This is a genomic window from Pseudomonas sp. ZY71, assembly GCF_036542145.1.
Classification (GTDB): Bacteria; Pseudomonadota; Gammaproteobacteria; order Pseudomonadales; family Pseudomonadaceae; genus Aquipseudomonas; species Aquipseudomonas koreensis_A.
The window spans coordinates 1,729,540-1,756,368 of record NZ_CP144274.1 but is presented as its reverse complement, the minus strand read 5'-3'; the positions used below and the strand labels follow the sequence as shown (position 1 = coordinate 1,756,368).

25 protein-coding genes are annotated in these 26,829 nt (G+C 57.7%); 14 read left to right on the top strand and 11 right to left on the bottom strand.

Annotated elements, in window-relative coordinates; all coding sequences use genetic code 11:
* Positions 1-33 precede the first annotated feature (33 nt).
* The 3 genes from flgG to VY732_RS07765 form a co-directional block, all read right to left on the bottom strand.
* Positions 34-819, bottom strand: a complete 786-nt coding sequence (gene flgG / locus VY732_RS07775) for a flagellar basal-body rod protein FlgG (protein ID WP_007920118.1) — start codon at positions 817-819, stop codon at positions 34-36.
* Between the two features lie 45 nt (positions 820-864).
* Complete coding sequence (locus VY732_RS07770) at positions 865-1,605, bottom strand: flagellar basal body rod protein FlgF (RefSeq protein WP_007920119.1); 741 nt, start codon at positions 1,603-1,605, stop codon at positions 865-867.
* A gap of 311 nt (positions 1,606-1,916) precedes the next feature.
* Positions 1,917-3,476 carry a sigma-54-dependent transcriptional regulator gene (locus VY732_RS07765; protein ID WP_077571627.1) on the bottom strand — a complete coding sequence of 520 codons (1,560 nt, stop codon included), beginning with the start codon at positions 3,474-3,476 and terminating at the stop codon, positions 1,917-1,919.
* Between the two features lie 374 nt (positions 3,477-3,850).
* Between VY732_RS07765 and phhA the strand changes: the two genes are divergently transcribed.
* The 6 genes from phhA (at position 3,851) to VY732_RS07735 (ending at position 8,268) form a co-directional block, all read left to right on the top strand.
* Positions 3,851-4,642, top strand: coding sequence for a phenylalanine 4-monooxygenase (gene phhA / locus VY732_RS07760; protein ID WP_007920123.1), 792 nt, complete (start codon positions 3,851-3,853; stop codon positions 4,640-4,642).
* 117 nt (positions 4,643-4,759) lie between these two features.
* A complete protein-coding gene (locus tag VY732_RS07755; RefSeq protein ID WP_003222798.1) occupies positions 4,760-5,116 on the top strand; it encodes a 4a-hydroxytetrahydrobiopterin dehydratase in 357 nt (118 codons plus the stop codon).
* Positions 5,116-6,309 carry an amino acid aminotransferase gene (locus VY732_RS07750; protein ID WP_331695133.1) on the top strand — a complete coding sequence of 398 codons (1,194 nt, stop codon included), beginning with the start codon at positions 5,116-5,118 and terminating at the stop codon, positions 6,307-6,309. Before VY732_RS07755 ends, VY732_RS07750 begins: the two co-directional genes overlap by 1 nt.
* Before the next feature lie 272 nt (positions 6,310-6,581).
* Positions 6,582-6,713 carry a hypothetical protein gene (locus VY732_RS07745; RefSeq protein WP_016987951.1) on the top strand — a complete coding sequence of 44 codons (132 nt, stop codon included), beginning with the start codon at positions 6,582-6,584 and terminating at the stop codon, positions 6,711-6,713.
* Between the two features lie 70 nt (positions 6,714-6,783).
* Positions 6,784-6,966 (top strand): hypothetical protein, encoded by a 183-nt coding sequence (locus VY732_RS07740; RefSeq protein ID WP_025113527.1) that lies wholly within the window; start codon positions 6,784-6,786, stop codon positions 6,964-6,966.
* A gap of 114 nt (positions 6,967-7,080) precedes the next feature.
* Positions 7,081-8,268, top strand: coding sequence for an MFS transporter (locus VY732_RS07735; RefSeq protein WP_331695845.1), 1,188 nt, complete (start codon positions 7,081-7,083; stop codon positions 8,266-8,268).
* On the opposite strand, the gene arfB is transcribed toward VY732_RS07735, so the two are convergent.
* A complete protein-coding gene (gene arfB / locus VY732_RS07730; protein ID WP_007920134.1) occupies positions 8,265-8,678 on the bottom strand; it encodes an alternative ribosome rescue aminoacyl-tRNA hydrolase ArfB in 414 nt (137 codons plus the stop codon). The two genes, VY732_RS07735 and arfB, sit on opposite strands and share 4 nt — an antisense overlap.
* 456 nt (positions 8,679-9,134) lie before the next feature.
* Here arfB and VY732_RS07725 point away from each other — a divergent pair, with 456 nt between their 5' ends.
* From VY732_RS07725 to queC, 5 genes are all read left to right on the top strand, one after another.
* Complete coding sequence (locus tag VY732_RS07725) at positions 9,135-9,398, top strand: PAAR domain-containing protein (protein WP_007918680.1); 264 nt, start codon at positions 9,135-9,137, stop codon at positions 9,396-9,398.
* 115 nt (positions 9,399-9,513) lie between these two features.
* The gene (locus tag VY732_RS07720; RefSeq protein ID WP_331695132.1) at positions 9,514-14,091 is read left to right on the top strand and encodes an RHS repeat-associated core domain-containing protein; all 4,578 of its coding nucleotides are present in this window, start codon (positions 9,514-9,516) and stop codon (positions 14,089-14,091) included.
* Positions 14,092-14,643 carry an Imm15 family immunity protein gene (locus tag VY732_RS07715; RefSeq protein WP_331695131.1) on the top strand — a complete coding sequence of 184 codons (552 nt, stop codon included), beginning with the start codon at positions 14,092-14,094 and terminating at the stop codon, positions 14,641-14,643.
* Positions 14,644-14,843: 200 nt separating this feature from the next.
* Positions 14,844-15,311 carry an SUKH-3 domain-containing protein gene (locus tag VY732_RS07710; RefSeq protein WP_331695130.1) on the top strand — a complete coding sequence of 156 codons (468 nt, stop codon included), beginning with the start codon at positions 14,844-14,846 and terminating at the stop codon, positions 15,309-15,311.
* 198 nt (positions 15,312-15,509) lie between these two features.
* Positions 15,510-16,208 (top strand): 7-cyano-7-deazaguanine synthase QueC, encoded by a 699-nt coding sequence (gene queC, locus VY732_RS07705; RefSeq protein WP_077571617.1) that lies wholly within the window; start codon positions 15,510-15,512, stop codon positions 16,206-16,208.
* Positions 16,209-16,261: 53 nt separating this feature from the next.
* Here the strand turns inward: queC and VY732_RS07700 are convergent, their stop codons facing one another.
* Positions 16,262-17,140: a queuosine precursor transporter gene (locus VY732_RS07700; protein ID WP_007919658.1), complete on the bottom strand. Its 879-nt coding sequence runs from the start codon at positions 17,138-17,140 to the stop codon at positions 16,262-16,264.
* Positions 17,124-17,729, bottom strand: coding sequence for a helix-turn-helix transcriptional regulator (locus tag VY732_RS07695; RefSeq protein ID WP_077571669.1), 606 nt, complete (start codon positions 17,727-17,729; stop codon positions 17,124-17,126). Before VY732_RS07695 ends, VY732_RS07700 begins: the two co-directional genes overlap by 17 nt.
* A 532-nt stretch (positions 17,730-18,261) precedes the next feature.
* Here VY732_RS07695 and glyA point away from each other — a divergent pair.
* Positions 18,262-19,611, top strand: a complete 1,350-nt coding sequence (gene glyA, locus VY732_RS07690; protein WP_331695129.1) for a serine hydroxymethyltransferase — start codon at positions 18,262-18,264, stop codon at positions 19,609-19,611.
* A 68-nt stretch (positions 19,612-19,679) separates the two neighbouring features.
* Here the strand turns inward: glyA and VY732_RS07685 are convergent, their stop codons facing one another.
* Complete coding sequence (locus VY732_RS07685) at positions 19,680-21,098, bottom strand: amino acid permease (RefSeq protein WP_331695128.1); 1,419 nt, start codon at positions 21,096-21,098, stop codon at positions 19,680-19,682.
* Between the two features lie 893 nt (positions 21,099-21,991).
* Between VY732_RS07685 and VY732_RS07680 the strand changes: the two genes are divergently transcribed.
* Together VY732_RS07680 and VY732_RS07675 are read left to right on the top strand one after the other, a co-directional pair.
* Complete coding sequence (locus VY732_RS07680; protein WP_003222780.1) at positions 21,992-22,129, top strand: hypothetical protein; 138 nt, start codon at positions 21,992-21,994, stop codon at positions 22,127-22,129.
* A gap of 70 nt (positions 22,130-22,199) precedes the next feature.
* Entirely contained in the window at positions 22,200-23,165 is a 966-nt protein-coding gene (locus VY732_RS07675; protein ID WP_331695127.1) for a leucyl aminopeptidase, read from the top strand.
* 206 nt (positions 23,166-23,371) lie between these two features.
* Here VY732_RS07675 and rluB read toward each other — a convergent pair whose 3' ends face one another.
* The 4 genes from rluB to VY732_RS07655 all read right to left on the bottom strand — a co-directional run bounded on the left by rluB (position 23,372) and on the right by VY732_RS07655 (position 26,773).
* On the bottom strand, positions 23,372-24,589 hold the full coding sequence (rluB, locus tag VY732_RS07670) for a 23S rRNA pseudouridine(2605) synthase RluB (RefSeq protein WP_077571613.1): 1,218 nt from the start codon (positions 24,587-24,589) through the stop codon (positions 23,372-23,374).
* A 143-nt stretch (positions 24,590-24,732) separates the two neighbouring features.
* On the bottom strand, positions 24,733-24,924 hold the full coding sequence (locus VY732_RS07665; protein WP_095122762.1) for a DUF1289 domain-containing protein: 192 nt from the start codon (positions 24,922-24,924) through the stop codon (positions 24,733-24,735).
* 143 nt (positions 24,925-25,067) lie between these two features.
* Complete coding sequence (gene scpB, locus VY732_RS07660; RefSeq protein ID WP_331695126.1) at positions 25,068-26,063, bottom strand: SMC-Scp complex subunit ScpB; 996 nt, start codon at positions 26,061-26,063, stop codon at positions 25,068-25,070.
* Positions 26,064-26,074: 11 nt separating this feature from the next.
* A complete protein-coding gene (locus VY732_RS07655) occupies positions 26,075-26,773 on the bottom strand; it encodes a segregation and condensation protein A (protein ID WP_172828192.1) in 699 nt (232 codons plus the stop codon).
* Positions 26,774-26,829 lie beyond the last annotated feature (56 nt).

The following is a 26,829-nucleotide window of genomic DNA, read 5'->3' as shown; positions in this document are numbered from 1 at the left end:
GCAGGCGACCTCATGGCCGCCTCATAGACTTGATTACAGATTCTGCGTTACGAACGAGAGCATCTGGTCAGCGGTGGAGATCACCTTGGAGTTCATCTCGTAAGCGCGCTGAGTGGTGATCATGTTGACCATCTCTTCAACAGTGCTGACGTTGGAGGTTTCCAGGGTGTTCTGCAGGGTGGTACCGAAACCGGCCAGACCCGGGGTGCCGACTTGCGGCGCGCCGGAAGCGGCGGTTTCCAGGAACAGGTTGTTGCCCACGGCTTGCAGACCGGCCGGGTTGATGAAGTCGGCGGTTTGCAGGTTGCCGATCACCTGCGACGCGGCGTTGCCAGCGACAGTGATGGACACCGTGCCGTCACGGCCGACAGTGAAGGTCTGGGCATCGTTCGGAATGACGATGGCCGGTTCCAGAGCGAAACCGCTGGCGTTAACGATCTGGCCGTTGGAATCGAGGTGGAAGGTACCGTCACGGGTGTAGGACGTGGTGCCGTCCGGCTGCAGAATCTGGAAGAAACCGCGACCGTCGATGGCCATATCCAGCGGCTGCTCGGTGGTTTGCAGGCTGCCGGCGGTGAAGTTTTTCTGAGTGCCGACGATGCGCACACCAGTACCCAGTTGCAGACCCGACGGCAGTTCGCTGTCCTGGGTCGACTGAGCGCCTGGCTGACGCTTGATCTGATAGAGCAAGTCCTGGAACTCGGCGCGATCACGTTTGAAACCCGTGGTCGACACGTTTGCCAGGTTGTTGGAAATGGTGGTCAGGTTGGTGTCCTGGGCGGACAGACCGGTTTTGGCAACCCATAGAGCCGGAAGCATTCGATTCTCCTCGTGCGCCTGTTTTTCGGCGCGACGTTCTGATAATTAGCTGATCTGCAAGACCCGAGCCATGGCCTGGTCGTCGTCTTTGGCGGTGTTCATCATCTTGACGTGCAACTCGAACTGCTTGGCCAAGGCCAGCACCGAAGTCATCTCTTCGACGGCGTTGACGTTGCTCGACTCAAGGAAACCCGACACCAGTTTGACGTTGGCATCGGCCGGCGCCGGCTGGCCGTCCTTGGTGTAGATCGAGCCGTCGAGGCCCTTGTTCATGTTCTTGATGTCCGGGTTGACCAGTTTGATCCGGTCGACTTCCGCCATGACGCGCGGGCCTTCGCCCATCGCACGAATACTGATGGTGCCGTCTTCACCGACTTCGATCTGCTGCTCGGGCGGCACGGCGATCGGACCGCCATTGCCGATCACCGGCATGCCGTTGCCGGCGCGCAGAACGCCGAGGGCGTCAACGTTGAGGCTGCCGGTGCGCACGTAGCTTTCGCCGCCGTTCGGGTTCTGCACGGCAATGAAACCGTTGCCGGTTACCGCGACGTCGAGGTCACGACCGGTCTGCACCAGCGAGCCCGGGGTGAAGTCGGTGGCGGGCCGTTCGCTCATGGCAAACGCGCGCGCCGGAAAGCTGTCACCGAACACCGGCATCGAACGCGCCTGCTCCAGGTCGCGCTGAAAACCGTTGGTGGAGATGTTCGCCAGGTTGTTGGCATGAGCCTTCTGCGCCAGTGCGTTCTGGCTGGCGCCGGTCATTGCCACATAAAGGTACTTGTCCACACTCTTTCCTCTGCATGCCGGACGTTTGCCGCCCACCGCTGTACTGCTGAGCCATAAGCAATTTGCAGACCAACTTTTTTCTGGCGCACAAAGACCCGGTAAACAAAGGACTTGGAGGATGTTGCGGGGGAATTGGAAATGTATCGAAGTCGAAAAACCGGCGGTGTTATGCCGGTAGGTGGCAAAGTCTGGCGCTGGTGTTGCCTGGACTATCGCTTTCGCGAGCAGGCTCGCTCCCACAGGGGAATGCCTTTCAAATGTGGGAGCGAGCCTGCTCGCGAAGAGGCCATCACTACCCACACATGTTTGGGCTACGACTCGGTTTTGCCGACTTCATATTCACGCAGCTTGTTGGCAATGGTGGTGTGCGAAACCCCAAGTCGCTTACCCAACTGCCGACTGCTCGGATGCTCGGAATACAACCGCTCCAGCACCGCTTTCTCGAAGCGCCCGACAATTTCGTCCAAGCCACCTTCCAGCGAAAAATCGCCAAGCGGCTGACGCACGCCGTAATCCGGCAGCCGAATATGCTCAGCCTTCACCGTGCCGCCATCGCACAGGGAAACCGCCTGGAACAGCACGTTCTCCAGTTGCCGCACGTTGCCCGGCCAGTGGTAATGACTGAGCCGATCCATCGCTGCCGGTGCCAGTTTCGGCAGCGAGCAACCGATCTGCCGACTGGCCTGATCGAGAAAGTGCTCGACCAGCGGCGTCAGTCCGTCGAGGCATTCGCGCAACGGCGGGATATGCAGGGAGAGCACGTTCAAGCGGTGATACAAATCCTGGCGAAACTCGCCGCGTGCGCACAGTTCGGACAAGTCCACCTGGGTGGCGCAGATCACCCGCACATCCAGGTAAACCTCTTCATCACTGCCGACGCGACGGAAGCAACCGTCCTGTAGAAAGCGCAGCAACTTCACCTGCAAGCGCGGGCTCATTTCGCCAACACCATCGAGAAACAGCGTGCCGCCCGCCGTCAGCTCCAGCAGCCCGAGCTTGCCTTCAGCCCGCGCCCCTTCAAAAGCGCCGGGGCCGTAGCCGAACAGCTCGGTCTCGGCCATCGACTCAGGCAGGCCTGCGCAGTTGAGCGCCATCAGCGGCGACTGCCCGCGCGGGCTGGCGAGGTGGCAAGCACGCGCGAGCAATTCCTTGCCGGTGCCGGTTTCGCCTTCAATCAACAGCGGTGCATCGAGCGGGGCCATACGCCGCGCTTCACGAACCACGGCGGCCATGACTTTGGAGCTCTGGAAGATGCTGTCGAAGCCACGCAGCTCCTGCTTGCGCACGTTGTAGATGCGCTCGCCTACGCGGTCGGCGCGGTGCAAGGTCAATACCGCGCCGGCCATCGCTTCACTGTCGTCGTGCTCCGATTGCAGTGGCGCGATGTCAGCCAGAAAGATGTCGCCCTTGACCTTGACCCGCATGCCGTTGATTCGCGATTTGTTGGCGCGCACCAGCTCTGGCAAATCGAAATCTTCGGCGTAACGCGACAGCGGAATCCCCGGCACTTCATCGACCCGTACACCGAGCAACTGCGCCGCCGCGCGGTTGGCAGCGACGATCGAGCCGCCCATGTCGATCGACAGCACCGGAAACTCCAGCGCGCCGAGCAAGGCGTTCAGCTCCATGTGCCGTCGTTCGCTGGGCATCAGCCCTACCCGCTTGACGCCGAACACCCCAGCGATCGCCTCGAATTTCGGTCGCAGCGCCTGGAACTGGATATTGATCAGGTTCGGGCAGTGCAGGTAGATCGCATTGCCGTGCTCGCCACCGACCTCACCGCGCGCGACGTTGATGCCGTACGCCACCAACAGATTGAGGATGTCGCGCAGGATGCCGATGCGGTTCTGGCAGTGGACTTTGATGCGCATATAAATCGCCCGAATAAACGATGAGAAACCTGTAGGAGTGAGCCTGCTCGCGATGGCTTTGGGTCAGTTGATATTGATGCTGACTGATACACCGCTATCGCGAGCAGGCTCACTCCTACAGGGGGACCGCGCCAGACTTTTCTGTGGCGGCACGCAGATAATTGTCAAGATTATGTGACAGCCAACCGCCTTTTCAAACCCATGAATCACTGCAAACGCGAGATATCCGCCAAACCGTAACGATAACTTTACGAATTACAGAGAAATTTCCTACGCGCAGGCTATTCAACCTGCTGCACATCAATCCGCTCTCAGGTAATTCTGAATCCATCGCTGGACATAACAAGAACGAATTCCCCTAGCAGGAGAGCAGTATGAAGCAGACGCAATACGTGGCCCGCGAGCCCGATGCGCAAGGTTTTATCGACTACCCCGCCGAAGAACACGCGGTGTGGAACACGCTGATCACTCGCCAGTTGAAAGTGATTGAAGGGCGTGCCTGCCAGGAGTACCTGGACGGTATCGAAAAACTCGGTCTGCCCCACGACCGCATTCCGCAACTCGGCGAGATCAACAAGGTGCTCGGCGAGACCACCGGTTGGCAGGTCGCCCGCGTTCCGGCACTGATTCCCTTCCAGACCTTTTTTGAACTGCTGGCCAGCAAGCAATTTCCGGTCGCGACCTTTATTCGTACCCGCGAAGAGCTGGACTACCTGCAAGAGCCGGATATTTTCCACGAGATCTTCGGTCACTGCCCGCTGCTGACCAACCCGTACTTCGCCGAATTCACCCACACCTACGGCAAGCTCGGCCTACAGGCCACCAAGGAAGAACGCGTTTATCTGGCGCGTCTGTACTGGATGACCATCGAGTTCGGCCTGGTCGACACCCCGCAGGGCAAACGCATCTACGGTGGCGGCATCCTGTCCTCGCCGAAAGAAACCGTTTATTCGCTGTCGGACGAGCCTGAACATCAGGCCTTCGACCCGCTCGAAGCCATGCGCACGCCGTATCGCATCGACATCCTGCAACCGCTGTACTTTGTCCTGCCGAACCTCAAGCGTCTGTTCGACGTGGCCCATGAAGACATCATGGCCATGGTTCGCCAAGGCATGCAGCTGGGTCTGCACGCACCGAAATTTCCGCCGAAACCAAAAGCCGCGTGAACCGCGACTTTTGCTGACAATTGAGCCTGTCAGTCGCCGCCACTTTGGTTTAGCGTGACGGCATTGACGGCTCAAACGCTTTAATAAAAAAAACACACTCGATTTCAGGAATACACCATGTCCACTTTGAACCAAGCCCACTGCGAAGCCTGCCGCGCCGATGCGCCACAAGTCAGCGACGAAGAACTGCCGATCCTGATCAAGCAGATCCCTGACTGGAACATCGAAGTACGTGACAGCATCATGCAACTGGAGAAGGTCTTCCTGTTCAAGAACTTCAAGCACGCGCTGGCCTTCACCAACGCGGTCGGCGAGATCTCCGAGGCCGAAGGTCACCATCCGGGCCTGCTGACCGAGTGGGGCAAAGTCACCGTGACCTGGTGGAGCCACTCGATCAAAGGCCTGCACCGCAACGACTTCATCATGGCCGCGCGCACTGACGAAGTGGCCAAGACTGCAGAAGGACGCAAGTAATGCATTTCGACGCCATCGGCCGGGTACCCGGCGACCCGATCCTCGGCTTGATGGAGGCGTATGCGCAGGACAGCAACCCGCGCAAATTCGACCTGGGCGTTGGCGTCTACAAGGACGCCCAGGGCCTGACGCCGATCCCGGAAGCGGTGAAAATCGCCGAAGCGCGACTGGTCGAAAGCCAGGACACCAAGACTTACATCGGCGGCCACGGCAACCCGCTGTTTGGCAAAGTCATCAACGAGTTGGTGCTCGGCGCCGACTCGAAGCTGATCGCCGAACAACGTGCCGGCGCCACCCAGACCCCGGGCGGCACCGGTGCCCTGCGTCTGGCGGCTGACTTCATTGCTCAGTGCCTGCCGGGCAAAGGCGTGTGGCTGAGCAACCCGACCTGGCCGATCCACGAAACCATTTTCGCGACGGCCGGGGTCAAGGTCAGTCACTACCCATACGTGGGCAGTGACAACCGCCTCGACGTCGACGCCATGCTCGCCGTACTCAACGAAGTACCGAAAGGTGATGTGGTGCTGCTGCACGCGTGCTGCCACAACCCGACCGGTTTTGACTTGAGCCATGACGACTGGCAGCGCGTGCTCGATGTGGTGCGCGCGCGCAATCTGCTGCCGCTGATCGACTTTGCCTACCAGGGCTTTGGCGATGGTCTGGAGCAGGATGCATGGTCGACGCGTTTGTTCGCCGCGCAAGTGCCTGAGCTGCTGATCACCAGTTCCTGCTCGAAGAACTTCGGTCTGTACCGCGACCGCACCGGTGCGCTGATCGTCTGCGCGAAAACCGCCGACAAGCTCATCGACATCCGCAGCCAACTGGCCAACATCGCCCGCAACCTGTGGTCGACGCCGCCGGATCACGGTGCTGCGGTGGTCGCGACCATCCTCGCCGATCCAGAACTGAAAGCCCGCTGGGCCGATGAAGTGGAAGCCATGCGCCTGCGGATTGCGCAACTGCGCAGCGGCTTGGTCGAAGCGCTGGAACCGCATGGCCTGCGCGAGCGTTTTGCGCACATTGGTGTGCAGCGCGGCATGTTCTCTTACACCGGCCTGTCGCCGGAGCAAGTGAAGCAACTGCGCGAGCATCACAGCGTGTACATGGTCAGCTCGGGCCGGGCGAACGTCGCCGGTATCGACGCCACCCGCCTCGCGCTGCTGGCCGAAGCCATCGCCAGCGTCTGCAAATAGTCAAAGCACCGCAGTACCCCTGTAGGAGTGAGCCTGCTCGCGATAGCGGTGTATCAGCCAGCATCTTAGTTGACTGATACACCGCTATCGCGAGCAGGCTCACTCCTACATTTGTTTTGTGGTGACCTTTGGGTTTTGCCCTCCCTGCGGCCATCTGTCGCATTAATTTGAATTAAAAGTCTGATTGTCATTTTTCCTGCTGTATCCTGCGCAGGCTTTCAAGAAGCGCGGATCTACCAGATCTATCAACAGACTTAGCGAGGAGCGCAACCATGCACGAGATTCCTAATCTCCCCTTCCCAAGCCTGCACGTACCTGAGCAGACGACCACGCAACAAGCCGGCGCGGGGCAGCCCGAACCGAAAGAAGCCGTTGAGAGCCGCCCGGCCGACAACGAAGAGTAAGACCCGTCGTACAGACCGTGTGGAAAGCGCTAACATGCGCTTTCCACACTGCCTGAAACCCGAGCCCGCCATGACCGACGAATTCTCCGAAAGCCAAGCTGCCGTCCTGATCGGCGCCACCGAGAAAATGATCGAGATCTGGAACCGTCTCTCGCCCGAGAAACAAGCCGCCCTGCTCGCCCGTTTCGGCAGCGAAGAAAATGCCCTGGCGGCGCTGGTCACCACACAACTGGTTGCCCCGGCCAAATCCTGAAGTAGCCTCCCGGCAAATAGTTTTACTTTTCCCGCCCCAGATCCGTCCGCGCCGGTATCATAAGCAGCCTATCTAATCTGCCGCTCCCGTGGATCGTTACCCATGTCGTCCTCTATGCCAGAACCCCAGCGCCCCCTGGCGGTTACGCTGCAAGTCGTCTCCATCGTCCTCTTCACCTTTATCGGTTACCTGAACATCGGCATTCCGCTCGCGGTGTTGCCGGGTTATGTGCACAGTGACCTGGGCTTTGGTGCGGTGATCGCCGGTCTGGTGATCAGCGTGCAATACCTCGCCACCCTGCTCAGCCGCCCGTACGCCGGCAAGATCATCGACAACCAGGGCAGCAAACGCGCGGTGATGATTGGCCTCGCCGGGTGTGGTTTGAGCGGTGTGTTCATGTTGATTTCGGCGTGGACACCGAGCATGCCGATGCTCAGTTTGATCAGTCTATTGATCGGCCGTCTGGTACTGGGCAGCGCGGAAAGCCTTGTCGGCTCCGGCTCGATCGGCTGGGGCATTGGCCGGGTCGGCGCAGCAAACACCGCCAAGGTGATTTCCTGGAACGGCATCGCCAGTTACGGCGCACTGGCGGTCGGCGCCCCGTTCGGTGTGTGGCTGGTCGGCCAGTTGGGTCTGTGGAGCATGGGCGCCAGCATCATCTTGCTGGCGATTCTTGGTCTGGCGCTGGCCTGGCCGAAAACCGCCGCGCCGATTGTCGCCGGCGAACGCCTGCCGTTCATGCATGTGCTCGGCAAAGTGTTTCCCCACGGTTGTGGCTTGGCGCTGGGTTCGATCGGCTTCGGCACCATTGCCACCTTCATCACCCTGTATTACGCGACCCAGCATTGGGACAACGCCGTACTGTGCCTGAGCCTGTTCGGCGCCAGCTTCATCGGTGCGCGCCTGTTGTTCGGCAACCTGATCAACCGCCTCGGCGGCTTTCGTGTGGCGATTGCCTGTCTGTCGGTGGAAACCCTTGGTCTGCTGCTGTTGTGGCTGGCGCCGGACGCACATTGGGCGCTGGCCGGAGCGGCGTTGAGCGGGTTTGGTTTCTCGCTGGTGTTCCCGGCGCTGGGCGTGGAAGCGGTGAATCTGGTGCCCGCCTCCAGTCGCGGCGCAGCCGTCGGCGCTTACTCGCTGTTCATCGACTTGTCGCTGGGGATCACCGGGCCATTGGCCGGGGCGATTGCGGCAGGCTTTGGCTTTGCCTCGATCTTCCTCTTCGCTGCCCTCGCCTCGCTAAGCGGATTGGCACTGAGCGTGTATCTGTACAAGCACACCGCCAAGTATCGCGAAGACTAGAAATCCACTTTGCCGCGCCCGGCCTTGATACTGCCTCGCTTGGTTTTCGATTCGAGTCGGCGCTTCTTTGAGCCGAGGGTCGGTTTGGTCGGACGGCGTTTCTTTTCGACTTTGGTCGCGCTGAGAATCAGCTCGACCAGACGCTCCAGCGCGTCGGCACGGTTGGCTTCCTGCGTGCGGTATTGCTGCGCCTTGATGATCAACACGCCGTCGCTGGTGATGCGACTGTCACGCAGCGCCAGCAACCGCTCCTTGTAGAACTCGGGCAACGACGAGGCCGGTATGTCGAAGCGCAGGTGCATGGCGCTGGAGACCTTGTTGACGTTCTGCCCACCGGCGCCTTGCGCGCGGATGGCGGTCAGTTCGATCTCGGCATCCGGCAGATGCACGTTGTTGGAAATCACCAGCATGGAAAAACGTCCGTAATCAGAACGCGCAGGATACCGCGAAACAGACTTCGAACCTGCTGAAGATCCATTGCAGACCCTCGCCTGTTCACGCAAAGGTCAGTGCAATCGCCATCGATTTGACAGAAATCGATCAGCCGCCCAAGTGCGCAACTTCTTGCGCACCTGTCTTCGAAAAAAACGCCCGTCAATCGCCTGCAGCCCATGTCACACGGGCCCTGTAGCCGAGTGCGCAAGAAGTTGCACAGCACTGCGCAACTTCTTGCGCACTTTGAAGCTATTTCCCCAGAAAAAATCGATTTATCCCACAGGCATCCGGCGCAAACCCTTACTGCGTAGTGGCTATATGGTGGCTGGCACGGATTTTGATATCAAATCGGCACTAACGCGTGCTGAATGCAGGCAGGAACGACAGGGTTGCTCGCAGAGCCAGCCACCCTCGGTCAAAGGAATGACGCAATGAAAGACGCAATTCGCTTGGGCGACTCCACCACGCACGGTGGCAAAGTCCTCGAAGCCTTCTCCCAGACCGACCTAAACGGCAAGCCGATTGCCGGGGTCGGTCACAAGGTCAGTTGCCCATTGTGCAAAGGGATTTTCCCGATTGCCGAGGGCAGCAGCACCTACACCGTCGATGGCACCCCCATCGCACTGGACGGCATGAAAACCGCCTGCGGCGCCGCACTGATCGCCAGTGGCCCGAAAGGCGCTGTCGTCAGCTAATCCCGTTTTTGATTTTGATGCGTACCTCCGAGAGGCGGCTTGTTGTCGCCCGCTCGTTGAGGTCTTCAATTTTTGCCCGCAAAGCCCGGCCCTTGTTGGCGGGTGAGATGCCGTGATGACCACTGAAACTGCTGTCGCAAAACGTGAGCCCCAAGCTGCCATCGTTCCACTCAATGCCATCGACGTTCAGGACGTCGCCAGCAGTGCGGCGGCTTTCGATGCCTGGCTGCAATCCGCCACCGATGGTGTGGTTACGCTTGATCGAATCAAGAACTACGCCGGTTTCTTGCCGGTGGTCGGCAACATCATGGCACTGGTCGATGCACTGAGTGACATCGTCACCCTGTCGGACGCCAAGCAACGCGACTTGCTCACGTGGGCCAGCCTTGGCATCAACCTGATCGGCGTCTTGCCGTTGCCACCGTCGATGGCCGCAGCGCGCATGACCCTGCGGCCGACGCTGTTTCTGGTGCGTCAGGAGATGAGAGCCAGCAGCAAGTTGTTGCTCAGCACCTCCGTGATCGAGGTGCTGGTCGGTCACCTGAACGCCTCGATTATCGGCACCCTCGATGACTTTGTTGAGCAAGCCAAAGGCAAGTTGCCGGGGATTCTGGCGGACGCTGGCAAGCTCGGCGAACAAATCATCAACGAGATTGCCACCGGTATCGAAACAACGGCCCTCGGCCGGCTGGATGCCAAGGGCGATCTGGAGGAAGCCAGCGCAAGAGCCAGCGTCGGCCGCGGCCAACTGCTCAACGACCCCCTAGCGACGGCCGACAATTTTTTAGCGGCAGCCAACAGTGCCTTGAAAGCGGCAGGCAAAGGGATGGTCAACAGCGTCGCGCAGAACCTGCTGCCGAACAAGCTCCAGACACAGATCACTACCGAGACCGGCAAACTGCGCGCGATGGGCCCGGAACTGCGCACGCAGTTGAGCAAGCTCGACGATAAAAATGTGCAGAACTCCATCGGCTGGCTGCTGCAGATCCTCTCCAGCGCCGTGACCCTGTGGCGCAAGCGCAATGCCCATGGGCAGAACGCCGCGGTCCATACGGAGAAGACCGGTAAGGCCACCCACACGGCTGCGGAAGGCGAATTGGGCGCCAACAACAAGCAAGCCCCAGCGAAAAGCGCGCCCAATCCGGAGAAAGGTCCCTGTAAATGCGCCACTGAATTCAGTATCAATTTTGCCCTGGGTTCGGAAAGCCTCAGCCATACCGATTTCAGCCTGCCCGGCCCCTTCCCGATCGAATGGACGCGCACCTACAACTCACGCCTCGACGCCTACGATCAGAGCGAACTCGGTGCCCGCTGGATCAACGAGTTCACTACACGGTTTGACTGCGTGGACGATGGCCTGACGTTCTACGGCGCCGACGGCCGCGACCACAGCTATCCACTGCCAAAAGTCGGCCTGTTCCACTACGACGCCATCGAAGACATCACCCTGGTCCGCAACAGTGAAGATCAATTGTTGCTGTGCCGTGGTTTCGAACGCAAAGAAACCTACGTCCGCCGCGGCCAGCGTTTCGTGCTGAGCAACATTTCGCTACGCAACGGCGCCGGGATCATGCTGCATTACGAGCATCGACACGGCGAACACTCGCTGCTCTCCGACCTGATCACCTATCAGGAAAACGACTTCACCAAAGTGCACCTGCACCTCGGCACAATGATCGACGATCACGGCCGGTTTATCGGCCTCTGGCAGATCGTTGACGGCGAACCACTGCGCCAGCTCTGCGCCTACCAGTACGACGCCTATGGCGACCTGATTCAGGCGCAGGACGAGAACGGCGCCGTCTGGGCGTATCAGTTCGAGCATCACCTGATCACCCGCTACACCGACCGCACCGGGCGCGGCATGAACCTGCAGTGGGACGGTTCAAGCGCCAAGGCCAAAGCCGTGCGCGAATGGGCCGATGACGGTAGCTTCGACACGCGCCTGGAGTGGGACGAAAACATCCGTCTGACCTACGTCACCGATGCCCTCGGCAACGAGACCTGGCACTACTACGACATCCTTGGCTACACCTACCGCATCCGTTACGCCGACGAGCGTTCGGAATGGTTCTTCCGCGACGAGGCCAAAAACATCGTGCGCCGCGTCAATGCCGACGGCAGCACCGATCGCTACAGCTACGATGAACGCAGCAACCTGCTCGAGCACATTCGCGCCGATCACACGGTGATGCATTACGCCTACGATGATCAGGACCTGCTGATCAAGATCAGCGATGCCGAGGGCGGACAATGGCAGCGCGCCTATGACGACCAAGGCAATCTGGTCGAAGCGCTCGATCCGCTGGGCAACAAAACCGAATACGCCTACAACAAATCCGGCCAGCCGACCGCGATCAAGGACGCCAACGGCAACGAAAAAACCCTCGACTACAACGATGCCGGTCAATTGGTGGAGTACGTCGATTGCTCGGGCAAAACCAGCGCGTGGGAGTACAACGAACTGGGGCAAATGGTCTGCTTCACCGACGCCGCCGGCAACGCCACCGAATACGAATACAAGGCCGGCCAACCGGTGCTGATCAAGCACCCGGACAAGACCGAAGAGCGCTTTGATCGTGATGCCGAAGGTCGGCTGTTGGCGCACGTTGATGGACTCGATCGCTGCACCACCTGGAGCTACAGCGCTGCCGGTTTGATCGCCGAACGCATCGATGCCGCCGAGCAAACCCTGCGCTATCGCTGGGACCGTCTCGGACGGTTAACGGCGCTGGAAAACGAAAACGAACAACGCGCGCACTTCCACTACGACCCGGTCGGACGCCTGCTCGAAGAGCGCGGTTTCGATGGGCGCAGCACGCGTTATCAGTATGACCCACTCACCGGACGCCTCGCGCAATCGATCAATGGCCAACGCGTCATCTCGTTGAGCTTCGACCCGATGGGCCGTTTGACCGAACGTCGCGCCACCCTGGGCGATCAGTCGCAAAGCGAAACCTTTGCCTATGACGGCAACGGCAACCTGGTACTGGCCGACAACGCCGACAGCCGCCTGCAATGGTTCCACGACCCGGCCGGCAATCTGCTGCGCGAGCACCAGCATTACCTCGGACTGGAAAAACCCACCGTCGCGATCTGGCAGCACGAGTACGACGTGCTCAACCAGCGAGTTGCCAGCGTGCGCCCCGACGGCCACCGCGTCAGCTGGCTGACTTACGGCAGCGGCCACCTGCTCGGCCTGCGCCTCGATGAACACGAACTGATCGGCTACGAACGCGACGACCTGCACCGCGAAGTCGCCCGCCATCAAGGCAATCACCTACTGCAAACCCAAAGCTGGGACCCGGCCGGTCGCTTGCAGGAACAGCTGCTGGGACGCAGCGACGACAAATCCACGCTGCTCAAACGCGAGTACAGCTACGACGCCGCCGGCCAACTGACCGACATCAACGACAGCCGCCGCGGACCGCTCGCCTATCGCTACGATCCGGTCGGCCGACTGCTCAGCGCCACCACACGTCAAGGCGTGGAAACCTTCGCCTTCGACCCGGCCGGCAACCTGCTCGACGACAAAGCGACAGAAATTCGCCGCCCGCTCGACCTGACCCCACCGCGCAGCAAACTGGTCGACAACCTGCTGCGCGAATACGCCGGCACGCACTACGACTACGACGAACGCGGCAACCAGATACAGCGCTGGCACAATGGCCAACGCAGCGATCTGCGCTGGGATCTGTTTGATCGACTGGTGCATTTCGAAGACCCGCGCCTGAGCGTGGATTTCGCCTACGACGCACTGGGACGCCGCCTGCACAAGAACTCCCGCGCGCACTACAAACAGCGCCCGGAAGCAGGCTCTCTCTGGAACAGAAACGAACACGCGCGCAAACAGCGCGAGCTGGGTTGCGGCTTCACCTTGTACGGCTGGGATGGCGACAACCTCGCCTGGGAAAGCAGCCCAGCGCAAAGCGATGGCGAGCCCGGCCGCACGGTTCATTATGTCTACGAGCCAGACACCTTCGTCCCGATCGCTCAGGCTGTGCGGCATGCGCCAATCGATCTGATCGGTTTGCCGGATTACAGTGGTGAATACAGCCTTGATGAAGATCCGGTGTGGAATCACAAGGCAACGGCATTACCGTTTGATGCGTTGGCGTGGTACCAATGTGATCACCTCGGCACGCCGCAGGAATTGACGGACTCGCAAGGCAACCTTGCCTGGACCGCGCAGTACAAGGCGTGGGGACAGGTGACGGAGCAGCGCTCGGAGTGGGCACGGCAGCATGGCGTGATGAACCCGATACGATTCCAGGGGCAGTATCACGATCATGAGACAGGGCTGCATTACAACCGGTATCGTTATTACGATCCAAGCGTAGGTCGTTTTATCAGCCAAGACCCGATTGGCTACGCAGGAGGGTTGAACCTCTTCGAGTACGCTCCGAATCCTTCGAACTGGGTCGATCCATTAGGATTGGCTAAAAAAGGCTCTCAATCTGGAGGCACACCCAAACAGGCTCAATCAAAGGTTAGAAGAGGCCAAGCACCTGCGGAGATTACTCGAATTGACGAGCCTGAACAGAGTGTACCTAGCAGCCAATGGCATGCACACTGCAAGTGCGGGTCCGGATACAATCTTGATGGGTCAATACATGATAAAGGAAAAGGGGACGTGACTTTTTCCAAGAAAACAAAAGAATGGCTAAACGATCATGGATGGAGTATTCCTTAAATGAAGCTGGTTGAACTTTATAACAAAATCATAAGTAAAGAACCGTACAACAATATGAACGTATTCTTTGAAAGCTACGAAAGCTTCGAAGAGATACCGATCGTATCCAGATACAGCCGATTGGATTTTTTAAAAGAGGAAATGAATAACGATAAAGTTTCGGAGCTCCTAGTGAGCACCGCTATCTTTTTAATGAATTCTATAAAAATAATGGGGCCAACAGACAAGCCAGATTTCTACGCCATTACTTTCACCGATTTTGATGGACTGGATGTGGGCGATGTCATTATCCCAAATATTTTTGTTTATCCAGGGCCTGCTTCAAACGGGTTTGTGGATAAGATACGCGTAAAAAAAATAAAAGCAGTGTCACGAGAAATGAAAGAAGTAAAAAAGATCTTTGATATGTTAGGTTTTGAGACTGTTTTTGACTTTCATGAAAGCAGGTTTTATGACTCCGCATCCAAAGATGAAATTGTTAGGATTTTTGCCGTCCCAAAAATATCGAGCAGTAAAATTAAGGAGTCAAACTCTTTAAGCTCTGAGCATTAAGGTGTTACGCATGTGCAATATCAAACACCCAGATAAAAAATATTTTTTACATTCGAATTATGAAAGCCTGACGAATTCAAGTTAATGCTTAATGACCTATTTCATCTGAAAAATATAGACAATATAGAAATAACTCTTGAAACCAACTTCATCGGGGCGACCGTTAATGCAGAAACGCTGCCTAAGCCTGGACGCTCCCAATGCACCCGCTGATCGAACTTCCCGAGACTCTCCACCCACTCTTCCTGGCTGCCGGTTGGCCTGTCACCCATATCGAGCCATTGCCGGATTTCGTCCCGCGCGAGCATCCGGCCGCTGCTCTGCTCGAACAACTGGCCGGCCTGACCGTCGGCACCTGCGGCCCAGGCGAAGACTGCGCTACCAGCGATGTAGCGTTTCGCGCCTTTAAGCACCTGTATGGAGATGAAGACTTCTTGGCCTGGCAGCAACGCTTGGGCAGCACCTTGGTGAACATCGCCGAAATTCATCATGGCCACGCTGCACTGTTGATGGACGAAAAAGGTCGCTGCTACGCCTTGAGTTTCATTCATGACGGGTTCTGGCTGCAGGGCAGAACTTTTGTCGAGGCGATGGAAAAGCTAGTGTTTGGGCACAAGTGCGGTCAGCAAGTGGCGCTGGCCACACCGGGCGCCGTGCCAGTTGTTTAGATCCCTCTGCTTTTTGCACCGATCTAAAAACGGTTCCAATTTAACATGCCTATTATTCAGGGATTGAAGCCTCACTCCATCTTAAGATAGCCGCTCACGGACTCACGAGCGCCTCTGGACTCTGCACCGAACTCCATCTCCATTTCGAGTATCATCTCCCCCCTTTGCCCTAAAGACCTCAATGCAGGAAGCATAACCATGACCAACAAAGCAGTTATCGTATTCAGCGGCGGGCAGGACTCCACCACGTGCTTGATCCACGCCCTGACCCACTACGATGAAGTCCACTGCATCACGTTTGACTATGGTCAGCGTCATCATGCGGAAATTGAAGTGGCGCAGCAGCTGTCGAAAAAGCTCGGTGTGACCGTGCATAAAACGCTGGATGTGTCCTTGCTCAATGAGCTGGCCATCAGCAGCCTGACTCGCGATAACATTCCGGTCCCGACCGTTAACAGTTCCGGCGAGAGCCTGCCAAGCACCTTTGTTCCGGGGCGGAACATTCTGTTTCTGACCCTGGCTTCTATCTATGCCTATCAAGTCCAGGCCAAAACGGTCATTACCGGTGTTTGTGAAACCGACTTCTCGGGCTATCCCGATTGCCGGGATGAGTTCGTCAAGGCCTTGAATAAAGCCCTTGAGTTAGGCATGGATTACAAGCTGCAACTGGATACACCATTGATGTGGCTGAACAAGGCAGAAACCTGGGCCTTGGCTGATTACCACCATCAACTGGATCTGGTTCGCGAAGAAACACTGACTTGCTACAACGGCATCAAAGGCACTGGATGTTCCGATTGCGATGCCTGTAATCTTCGTGCCAAAGGCTTGAATGAGTTCCTGAACAATAAAGTGCAGGTAACTCAACGCTTGAAAGAGAAACTTGGCTTAAATTAATACTGCAACAACAAGCGCTCACTCAAGCATGCCGAGTGAGCGCCCTCCCCTCTTTATTGCGTCTGCGCACCCGTCAGGTATTTCTTGAACAATGATCTTGCACCGTAGGCTGGCAAGATATTAAAGAAGGCAAAACCTACCTTGATTGCGATCTGAACGTAGATCATGCCCAGTATCGCGCTATTTTCCATCGTTCCGTAAAACGCGATATAGCAGAACAGAAAACTGTCGATGATCACGGCAAACAATGTGCTTAAAAACACTCGCAAGAACAGAAATCTGGAATTGGTCAGCTCTTTAATCTTGCACAACAGGTACGAGTTTATGTTCTCGGAAACCAGAAACGATATAGAAGACGCTACCAGAACTGCTGACAACTGACTGATAACATCATTGTAAGCGCCATCGAGTTTCCAACCCGGCAGTCCCGGAAGATGGGTCGTAATGGCCAGCAGAATGATAATCGCGGCGTTGCTGATGAACGCGAACAGAATCGCTTTTCGCGCGAGCCGCAGGCCAAACGTTTCGTTAAGCAAGTCGACGATCAGGAATGTCAGCGGATAGAGGAAGGTGCCCGGCGTTACGACAATATCGAAATACTCGAGGTAGATCGGTTTTGTCGCTGCAATACTGGTAAAAATATAAAGCGTGAACAGCATCAGGTTCAGGATGATGTAGATCATCCAGGAACTCTCATGACGGTCATTTATTTCGTAAGCGGTGAGTGCGCCGCCCTGGGAGTAAAACTTCTTATAGAGGTTTTTCACTTCGATTTTATTCAGATTATCCATAATCTCACTATTCAACACTTCACTTAGCTTTATTTTAATTATTTTGCCTGTCGCGATGACCATGATGACGGCCAGGCTTTTTCCATTTTCGAATCCCAGCAACTTGTACTTGCTGTTTTCCAATTCAACACTGCAGTCCATTAAATCGTTCCTCGATTACATCTCCGATCACGCATACACGATCCGTATCAAAGCTGCCTTCATGGCTTATAGATAACTTCGCTGTGATTTTGTCATACACCAGCTTTTCCCTGTCGCTGGTCGATGCTCCTTTCTGCACGATCAATAGATCGCCGGGTTCATTCATGCCGCTGATTTCGTTTTCCAGCAACACGCCGATCAGGTTAAAGGACGCGCCAAAATAGTAAGTCAGTGGATGAATCGTGGCCAACTCACCAATTCTTTTATCCAGACTTTGCAGCAGCATACTTTCCTTGATAACAGGCACCGCCGCCGGATTCATGTTCCCCTGTGGCGAAATACTGCTTTCGATGATTTCCTTTTCTTCAAAATCTATCGTCTCGATTTCTTCGTAAGACACGCCGAAGAAATCAGAAATCTTGCGCACAGTGGACTGCTGGACATTGACCACCTTGCCTTCAAGGATGTTGTAGATGGTCGTTCGGGTCAAACCACTGGAGTTGCACAAGGACAGCTGCGTCTCCCCGCGACTCTTTATCAGGTATTTGATGTTGTTCTTCAGATTCTCCGATCTTTCTCTTCTGTGCATCACATGCTTATCATCCATTTTTAACTGCAATCAATGTCACGTCCCGAATGATCATTCCGGACATACACAAGTGAGGTAGGAAATTGCAGTTATATCCCTGTCAGTGCCGCGCAGGATCATAGCATTCTCCCTCCCTGGGTTCGGTATAAAAAGTCAGCTTTCACAGGCGGCTTCCGCCAACATGCGGGGCTATTTCAGCCTCGCTAATGACTCGTCAGTTCCTGTCGACTTCCACCCCTGGCCTGAAAATCGGCCCCGGGCAGTGCTCGTTTTACACCCGACGTGACCACAAAAAGAATCATTTTCTTTGAAGAATGTTCATTTTTTTGATTAATTCTGTGGCGTTCCTCACTGAAAAATCTATGATGCGTCAATCCGGCGTCGCATTCTCAAGAGTGAAAGAACGAAAAACCGGGAGGCCTGTACAGGGTTTAGTTTTGCACGCACAGCGGTCAAAACACGGATTCGCCTGTACAGATCTGGCAAGCAAGGACATGCGCAAATCACGCAAAACCAGGGAAGGAATAAAGCAATGGCAGTCATTACTGAACCGCTCAAGAACCAGGCTGACTTGCTGCGACGCGGCCTGGCGGATCTTCGCGCAGAAGACGCCGAACTGGCGGCGATTCTCGACGTTGAAGTCACGCGTCAACAGCACACGCTTTCACTGGTCTCCTCCTCCTGCGCAGTCCAGCCGCGAACCTTGGCGGCCTCCGCCTCCGTGCTGGTCAACGTGACCGCAGAAGGCATGTCCGGCAAACGCCACAGCGCAGGGTGCGAGAACGTCGAGTTGGTCGAATCGCTGGCCATCCGCCGGGCGCGGCAACTGTTCGGCGCGCAATACGCCAACGTGCAGCCACACTCAGCGTCGAACGCCGTTTACCAAGTGCTCACGGCCTTGCTTGAGCCCGGCGACACCTTGCTGGGCATGGCGGTGGAACACGGCGGTCATCTGACGCATGGCAGCCTCGCCGCGTTTTCCGGCGCCTACTACAAGGCGATCCAGTACGGCACGACAGCAGACGGCCTGATCGATTACGACAAGGTACGCCTGCTCGCACTCGCCCATCGCCCACGCGTCATCCTCTGCGGCGCCAGCGCCTATTCGCGCGAAGTGGACTTCAAGCGGTTTCGCGAAATTGCCGATGAAGCCGGGGCCATCCTGCTCGCCGACATTTCGCATATCGGCGGGCTGGTCGCCACCGGGCGCCATCCAAGTCCGATCGACGCCGCCCATGTCACAGTCACCTGCACGCACAAGCAACTCGCCGGGCCTCGCGGTGGCGTGATTCTCAGCGGTGCTGATGCGAACACCAAGATTCCCGGTTTGCGGACCACCTTCAGTCGCCTGCTTGATCAAGCCGTTTACCCGCGAATGCAAGGCGCACCTGCTGCCAACATGATCGCTGCGAAGGCTGCCGCGCTGGGTTATGCAATGTCCGCAGAATTCGATGCCTGCATGGCGCAGATCCGCAGCACGGCGGATGAAATGGCCAAAGCGTTTCAGGCCAAGGATTATGAGGTGGTTGGCGGCTGCAGTGAAAACCACACGGTGCTGGTTCGCTTGCGTGGCGGCATTACCGGCGCCATCGCGGAGGCGGCGCTGGGGCACTGCGGGATCATCGTCAGCAAATATCGCGTACCCGACGATCCCCGTTCGGCACTTGTCACCAGCGGGCTGCGAATCGGCACGGCTGCTCTGGCGCAACGCCGGGTCGATGTCCACGGCAGCCGCCAGATCGTCGATTTGATCGTGCGGATTCTGAATACCGTAGCGCCGCTCGGCGAACAGGACTACACCCTGGAACCGCTGCTACTCGCGCAGTTTCGCTCAGAGGTCGAAACCCTGTGCAGGGACTATCCTTTCGCCGACTATCAATAGCGTTCCAACATTTGCAGCCATAAAAAAACCCGGCGCTCAGGCCGGGTTTTGTGTTTCTGCGTCAGCGCTTACTTGGCAGCACCTGCCGCGTGCACGGCCTGCTGCGCACCGCGCTTGTTCTTGATCACGTAGCAAACCCACATGAACACCACCCACAGCGGAATCGCGTACACCGAGATCTGAATGCCCGGGATCAGCAGCATCACACCAAGGATGAACGCAACAAACGCCAGGCAGATGTAGTTGCCGTACGGGTACCACAGCGCCTTGAACAGCGGCGTCTGCCGGGTCTTGTTCATGTGCTGACGGAACTTGAAGTGCGAGAAGCTGATCATCGCCCAGTTGATCACCAGCGTTGCAACCACCAGCGACATCAGCAGTTCCAGCGCGTGTTGCGGGATCAGGTAGTTGAGCAGCACCGCAACCAGTGTCACTGCAGCCGAAGCCAGGATCGACCGCACCGGCACGCCGCGCTTGTCGATCTTCGCCAGACCTTTCGGCGCATCACCCTGCTCGGCCATGCCCAGCAGCATACGGCTGTTGCAGTAGGTGCCGCTGTTATACACCGACAACGCTGCGGTCAGGACCACAAAGTTGAGGATGTGCGCGGCGGTGTTGCTGCCGAGCATCGAGAACACTTGCACGAACGGGCTGCCGCTGTACGAATCGCCGGACGCGTTGAGGGTTTCCAGCAGGCTGTCCCACGGCGTCAGCGACAGCAGGATCACCAGTGCACCGATGTAGAAAATCAGGATCCGGTAGATCACCTGGTTGATCGCTTTCGGGATCACGGTTTTCGGCTTGTCGGCTTCAGCGGCGGTGAAACCGAGCATTTCCAGACCGCCGAAGGAGAACATGATGATCGCCATGGCCATCACCAGACCGCTCACCCCGTTCGGGAAGAACCCGCCGTGCGACCACAGGTTAGTGACCGACGCTTGCGGGCCGCCGTTGCCGCTGACCAGCAGGTAGCTGCCGAGCGCAATCATGCCGACGATCGCCACGACCTTGATGATCGCGAACCAGAACTCGGCTTCACCGAAGACTTTGACGTTGGCCAAGTTGATCGCGTTGATCAGCACGAAGAAGACTGCCGCAGAGACCCAGGTCGGGATGTCCGGGGCCCAGTAGTGGATGTATTTGCCGACCGCAGTCAGCTCCGACATGCCCACCAGAATGTACAGAATCCAGCAGTTCCAGCCCGACAGGAAGCCGGCAAAGCCGCCCCAGTACTTGTGCGCGAAATGGCTGAAGGAACCGGCCACCGGCTCTTCGACGATCATCTCGCCGAGCTGGCGCATGATCATGAAGGCGATGAAGCCGCAGATGGCGTAGCCGAGAATCATCGACGGGCCGGCGGATTTCAGTACCCCGGCCGAGCCGAGGAACAATCCGGTACCGATCGCGCCACCGAGGGCGATCAGTTGAATGTGGCGATTTTTCAGGCCGCGTTTCAGCTTGCCTGATTGCGAGGGTTGTCCACTCATGAAAAAGGTCTCACGCAAGGTTTGATGGTGTTCAGTAGACGTTGCTGCAAGGTTGCGATTTCAGGCAGCCCCGATCAAACCCCAGCGCAGGCACCAGGAGTTCAGCTTGTTTACAACGGTCATGCGTCACCTGTTTGTTTTTATCTGTGACGAAATCGAACCCGAAACGCTTGTGGCGCCACGGAGTGAACAAGGCGGATAGCCTTGAGATTTGCGCGATTACGCAGAGGGTCACAGTTAAAACGCGGCGCATTGTACACCGCTAACCCCCTGCTGCCAGACCCCGCTGGATCAGCGTGTCGGTTGCCGGGATTGCGTGTGTCCGCCTCGAGACACTCGAGCGGCTGCAAAAATTGAGTCAGGCCTTTGCAGGCCATCGGCGTGGACGAGGAAAAAACCGTCCCACGGAGAGAGGTGGAGATCAGTCACGGCGTTCATTGCGCCTCCTTCTTGTTATGCACCTGCACGACAGGCATGGGGCGCATCTCACCCTGCAAACGGCGCTGAAACAAGCGTGCCAGAGCCCTGCCCGGCCCGCGGCGGAGCAGGCTTCGGCAGCTTTTCCTTACAGCGGGCATGACGGGTTGGTTTCAGTCGGTTTTATCGGGTTTTTCGTAAATATTTCTTTACGATGCGTAACGCAGAGTTTCCATTTCAGAAATATCTGTCAGACGTCTGCAAATTGACGGTCGCTAGCTTGCTAATGAAAAACACGACTTAGTTTTTTGTTTTCAAATAAGAAAAACCCAGTGAAAAAACAGAATAAAAAGTCTATTTAAAAATTAAATGAATAATTTTTTGCATTACAAAAATCCGTGAACTAGGTTCTTCACGTCTTGCCGGCCACCTCGACCGGCCAGTCACAACCGTGAAAGTCATCTAGGAGATCGACCATGCAAGCACTGGAAAAAGACTTGGATACCGAACTGCAACTGGACGAATGGTTTGAAGCACCGACCCACGAGGCAGCAGTAGAAATGATGCAAGCCGACGCGGTAGTTCCGTTCGGCACGGCGATGTGGCCTCTGTAAGACATCCCGGGCAGGCACGATCCGGCCGGTCGTGCCTGCCGCTTTCTTCACGGTCAGTCAGGGAGGACTCATGGATAAGCCCCGCGCGATCTCGCATTTCCTTTACTACCTCGAACACCACCCTGCCCTTGCCGGCCTCGACTCGGCGAAGGTACTGCTCGGCCACACGGCTGATTATGAAGCGCTGACCGGCGCCATCGCCGAACAGGCTGGCGATCATCCTCGTTTCCAGTTCAGCGCCCGACGTCTGGACCTGGAAAGCACCGCAACGCTGACCTCGGCGATTACCGACAGCGATCTGTACATTTTCTTCTACGACTCTTCCACCCTGCCCAACCCACGCCCCGACGGCCCGGAATTCGTCCGCGCGCTGCAAGGCGTGATGGCAGAAAACTGGAAGAAGTCGCTGCTGTTCAAGGATTACGGCGATTATTTCTACGACACCTTCAGCGTCACCCCGCAGCGGATTGCCGGGCTCAACAGTCACCTGATTCAGCGCATGTCCCAAGCGACCACGCTGAGTTTCAAGGACGATGACGGCTCATGGTTTGAAACACCGCTGAGCAGCATCAAGAAGTGGACCGACATCAACGGCGTGGGCAACTTTGACTTGGCGCCCGGTGAGATCGCCACGCACAGCGAAGCCATCAACGGCCATGTGAAATTCAAGGGCACGTTCCTCAGCACCATCCCGTTTGCGCGCAAATATGGCGTGCTGGAATCACCGCTGGAACTGTGGATCGAGAACTCGACCATCAGCCGCATCGCCACCGAGGTGCCGGGGCTGGAGCATGATTTCAACAAGTACCTGGATGCGAATCCGTCGAACCGGCGGATTGAGGAGTTGGGGATTGGTACCAATGAAGGTGTGAAGGATCTGTATGCGCGCAATGCCGGGTTTGAGGAGCGGCATTGTGGGTTACACCTTGGGTTGGGTGGTGGCGCCAAGGGTAGTCATCATCTGGATCTGATCTTTTCTGGCGGGGTGTTGGCGCTGGATGACAAGCCGGTGTTTGATGGACGGTTTGTGTTCTGACTTTAAGCTTTGTGTTGATGCCACCGACGTCATCGCGAGCAGGCTCACTCCTACAGGGGAACGCATTTCAAATGTAGGAGTGAGCCTGCTCGCGATAGCAATCTCTCAACCACCACAACTCTTTCGCCAGACGAAAAAAAACGCCAACCCTGAGGTTGGCGTTTCTGCTTTGGCTTGAAGCTTGCCGCTAGAAGCTCACAGCTGCCTTATTCCGGTTTCTTGCGACCAAAACCCGGACGCTGGCCGGAACCGGCCGGCGCGCCGCGACGCTTGCCCGATGGCTTGTCGTCGGCCAGTTTGATCCCCGGACGCTTCGGCGCAGGCTTGGCCGGGCGCTTGTTGGTGGTGTCCGCTGGACGATCCGCCACTGGCGTACCACGACCGGCAGGCGCGCCACGCTCGCCACGTTCAGTACGACCGTTGGCTGGACGCGGAGCGCGCTCGCCATCACGGGCAACCGGCTTGCGACCTGGACGCTCGCCTTCGATCTGCGGCTCACGGCTTGGGCGTGGGCCGGTCGGCGCGCCAGCGGCTGGACGCAGCGTACGTACGCGCTCGGTCTTGCCCATCGGACGCGACGATTTACGCTGCATACGCTCAAGCTTGTCTTTGCTCTTGGCGTTCAGCTGCGGCATGGCAACCGGCGTCAGGCCGACTTCAGCACTGAGGATGTCGACTTCGTACTGGCTCATTTCGCGCCAGCGACCCATCGGCAGGTCGGAGTTGAGGAACACCGGACCGAAACGCACGCGCTTCAGACGGCTGACCACCAGACCTTGCGATTCCCACAGACGACGAACCTCACGGTTACGGCCTTCCATCACCACGCAGTGATACCAGTGGTTGAAGCCTTCGCCACCTGGTGCCTGCTTGATGTCGGTGAACTTGGCCGGGCCGTCTTCCAGCACCACGCCGGCCTTCAGACGCTCGATCATTTCGTCGTCGACTTCACCGCGTACGCGCACGGCGTACTCACGGTCCATCTCGTAGGACGGGTGCATCAGGCGGTTGGCCAGCTCACCGTCGGTGGTGAACATCAGCAGACCGGTGGTGTTGATGTCGAGACGACCGATGTTGATCCAGCGGCCTTCTTTCGGACGCGGCAGCTTGTCGAACACGGTCGGACGGCCTTCCGGGTCGTCACGGGTGCAAATCTCGCCATCGGGCTTGTTGTACATGATCACGCGGCGTACCGATTCGGCCGCCTCTTCGCGCTTGATCACCTTGCCATCAATGGTGATGGCGTCGTGCATGTCGACGCGCAGACCGAGGGTGGCGTCTTTGCCATTGACCTTGATCCGGCCCTGGCTGATCCAGGATTCCACGTCACGGCGCGAGCCGACGCCGATACGGGCGAGGACTTTCTGCAGCTTTTCGCCTGCTGGGCCGATTTCCTGGTCGTCTTTCTGAATGATGTCGCTCATCTGGGCACCTCCCGGTGTGGTCTGTTCAGGCGGCGCCTGAAGCATTGAAATCTGGGTACTCAGCCGAAGGGATCGGCGAAGGGTCGCGAATCATACGCGGATGTGCGCCGTCGCGCATCAGAGACTAGCTGATCGATCGACAGTTATTTGTTTTTCCGCCGACCGGCGTTGCCGAGTTTGATCAGGCGCAGCGCGGCTTCGGCCAGCACGGTGCGCTTGTCGTCCTTGTCGAGTTTCTTCCAGGCTTTGATTTCGCGCTTGCTGCGGCCGCAGCCGAGGCAGATGTCGTCGCTGAATTTGCAGAGGCTGATGCACGGGTCTTTGGTGGAACTCATCGCAGTCTCCAGAAACACACAAATCCCTGTAGGAGTGAGCCTGCTCGCGATAGCGGTGTGTCAGTCAACATCTTCTTGGCAGATACACCGCTATCGCGAGCAGGCTCACTCCTACAGGGGATCGCGGTGGTTTTGAGGGCGGGTCAGTCTTCGAATTCGCGGCGTTCGGCTTCGATGGCTTCGGCCAGCGCGCGGGCTTCGGCTTCTTCTTCGCTCAGCTCCGGCTCGGGCGCTGGCGCCGGTTGTTCGAGGGCGGCGACGGCGGCCAACAGCTTTTCGCGGGCTTCGGCGACGCCAAGAATGTCCTCTTCCGGTTCGGCTTCTGGCTCAGCTTCAAGTTCAACTTCGATGGTTGGCTCGGCGATCTGTGGCTCAGTCTCAGTCTCGGTTTCTGCATCAACCGTCGGCGCTTCACCGTCCGCCGCATCCCGCAGTAAATCGTCGAAGTCGGTCTTGATCCCCTCTTCCATGCTGTCCAGTTCCAGTAGCAGCGTATGGAAACTGGTCTCTTCCTTCTCCTCCTCCGGCTCGGCGCTGGCATCGGCCAGTTCCTGTAAGCCTTGCGGCACCGGCGCGTCGTCGAAATCGAGCACCGGGTCGGTTTCCATTTCGCGCAGTTCGGCCAGCGGCGGCAGGTCTTCGAGGTTCTTCAGATTGAAGTGATCGAGAAACATCTTGGTGGTGGCAAACATCGCCGGCTTGCCCGGTACATCGCGGTAACCGACGACGCGGATCCACTCACGCTCCAGCAAGGTTTTGACGATGTTGCTGTTCACCGCCACGCCACGCACGTCTTCGATCTCGCCACGGGTGATCGGCTGGCGATAGGCGATCAGCGCGATGGTTTCCAGCAAAGCACGGGAGTAACGCTGCGGGCGTTCTTCCCAGAGTCGGCCGACCCATGGCGAAAACTTCTCGCGGATCTGCAAGCGATAGCCCGACGAGACTTCCTTGAGCTCGAACGCGCGGCCCTCGCAGGATTTGCCCAGCAGGGTCAGGGCTTTCTTGAAGACCGCAGGCTCGGGCCGCTCGCCCTCTTCAAACAGTTCAAACAGGCGCTCAAGGGATTGCGGCTTTCCCGAGGCCAACAGAAAGGCTTCAAGCAGGGGGGCCAGCTCGCGGGGTTCAGTCAGGTTCATGTTTCGACTCGTTATTCGGCTCGGGCTCGCACGTGGATCGCAGCGAACGGCTCATTCTGCACCAGCTCGACCAAGGATTCCTTGACCAGTTCAAGGATCGCCATAAAGGTCACCACCACACCCAACCTGCCCTCTTCGGCGGTGAACAGCTCGACAAACGGCACGAAACCCCCGCCCTTGAGCCGTTCCAGCACATCGCTCATGCGCTCGCGGGTGGACAGCGCCTCACGGCTGACCTGGTGGCTTTCAAACATATCGCCACGGCGCAGCACTTCGGCCATGCACATCAAAATCTCTTCCAGCGCGACATCCGGCAACAGCTTGCGCGCCCGGGCTTCCGGGGCGTCGAGCTTGGGCACGATCACGTCGCGGCCAACCCGGCTCAAGCCGTCGATGCCTTCAGCGGCAGCCTTGAAGCGCTCGTATTCCTGCAAGCGGCGGATCAGTTCGGCGCGCGGATCGTCTTCTTCGTCTTCGACGGTTTCGGCGCGTGGCAGGAGCATGCGCGACTTGATCTCGGCGAGCATCGCGGCCATCACCAGATACTCGGCGGCGAGTTCCAAGCGCACCGACTGCATCAACTCGACATAGCCCATGTACTGACGGGTGATTTCCGCCACCGGGATGTCGAGGATGTTGATGTTCTGTTTGCGAATCAGGTACAGGAGCAGGTCGAGCGGGCCTTCAAAGGCTTCAAGAAAGACTTCCAGCGCATCCGGCGGGATGTACAGATCCAGCGGCATTTCCATGACCGCCTGGCCATAGA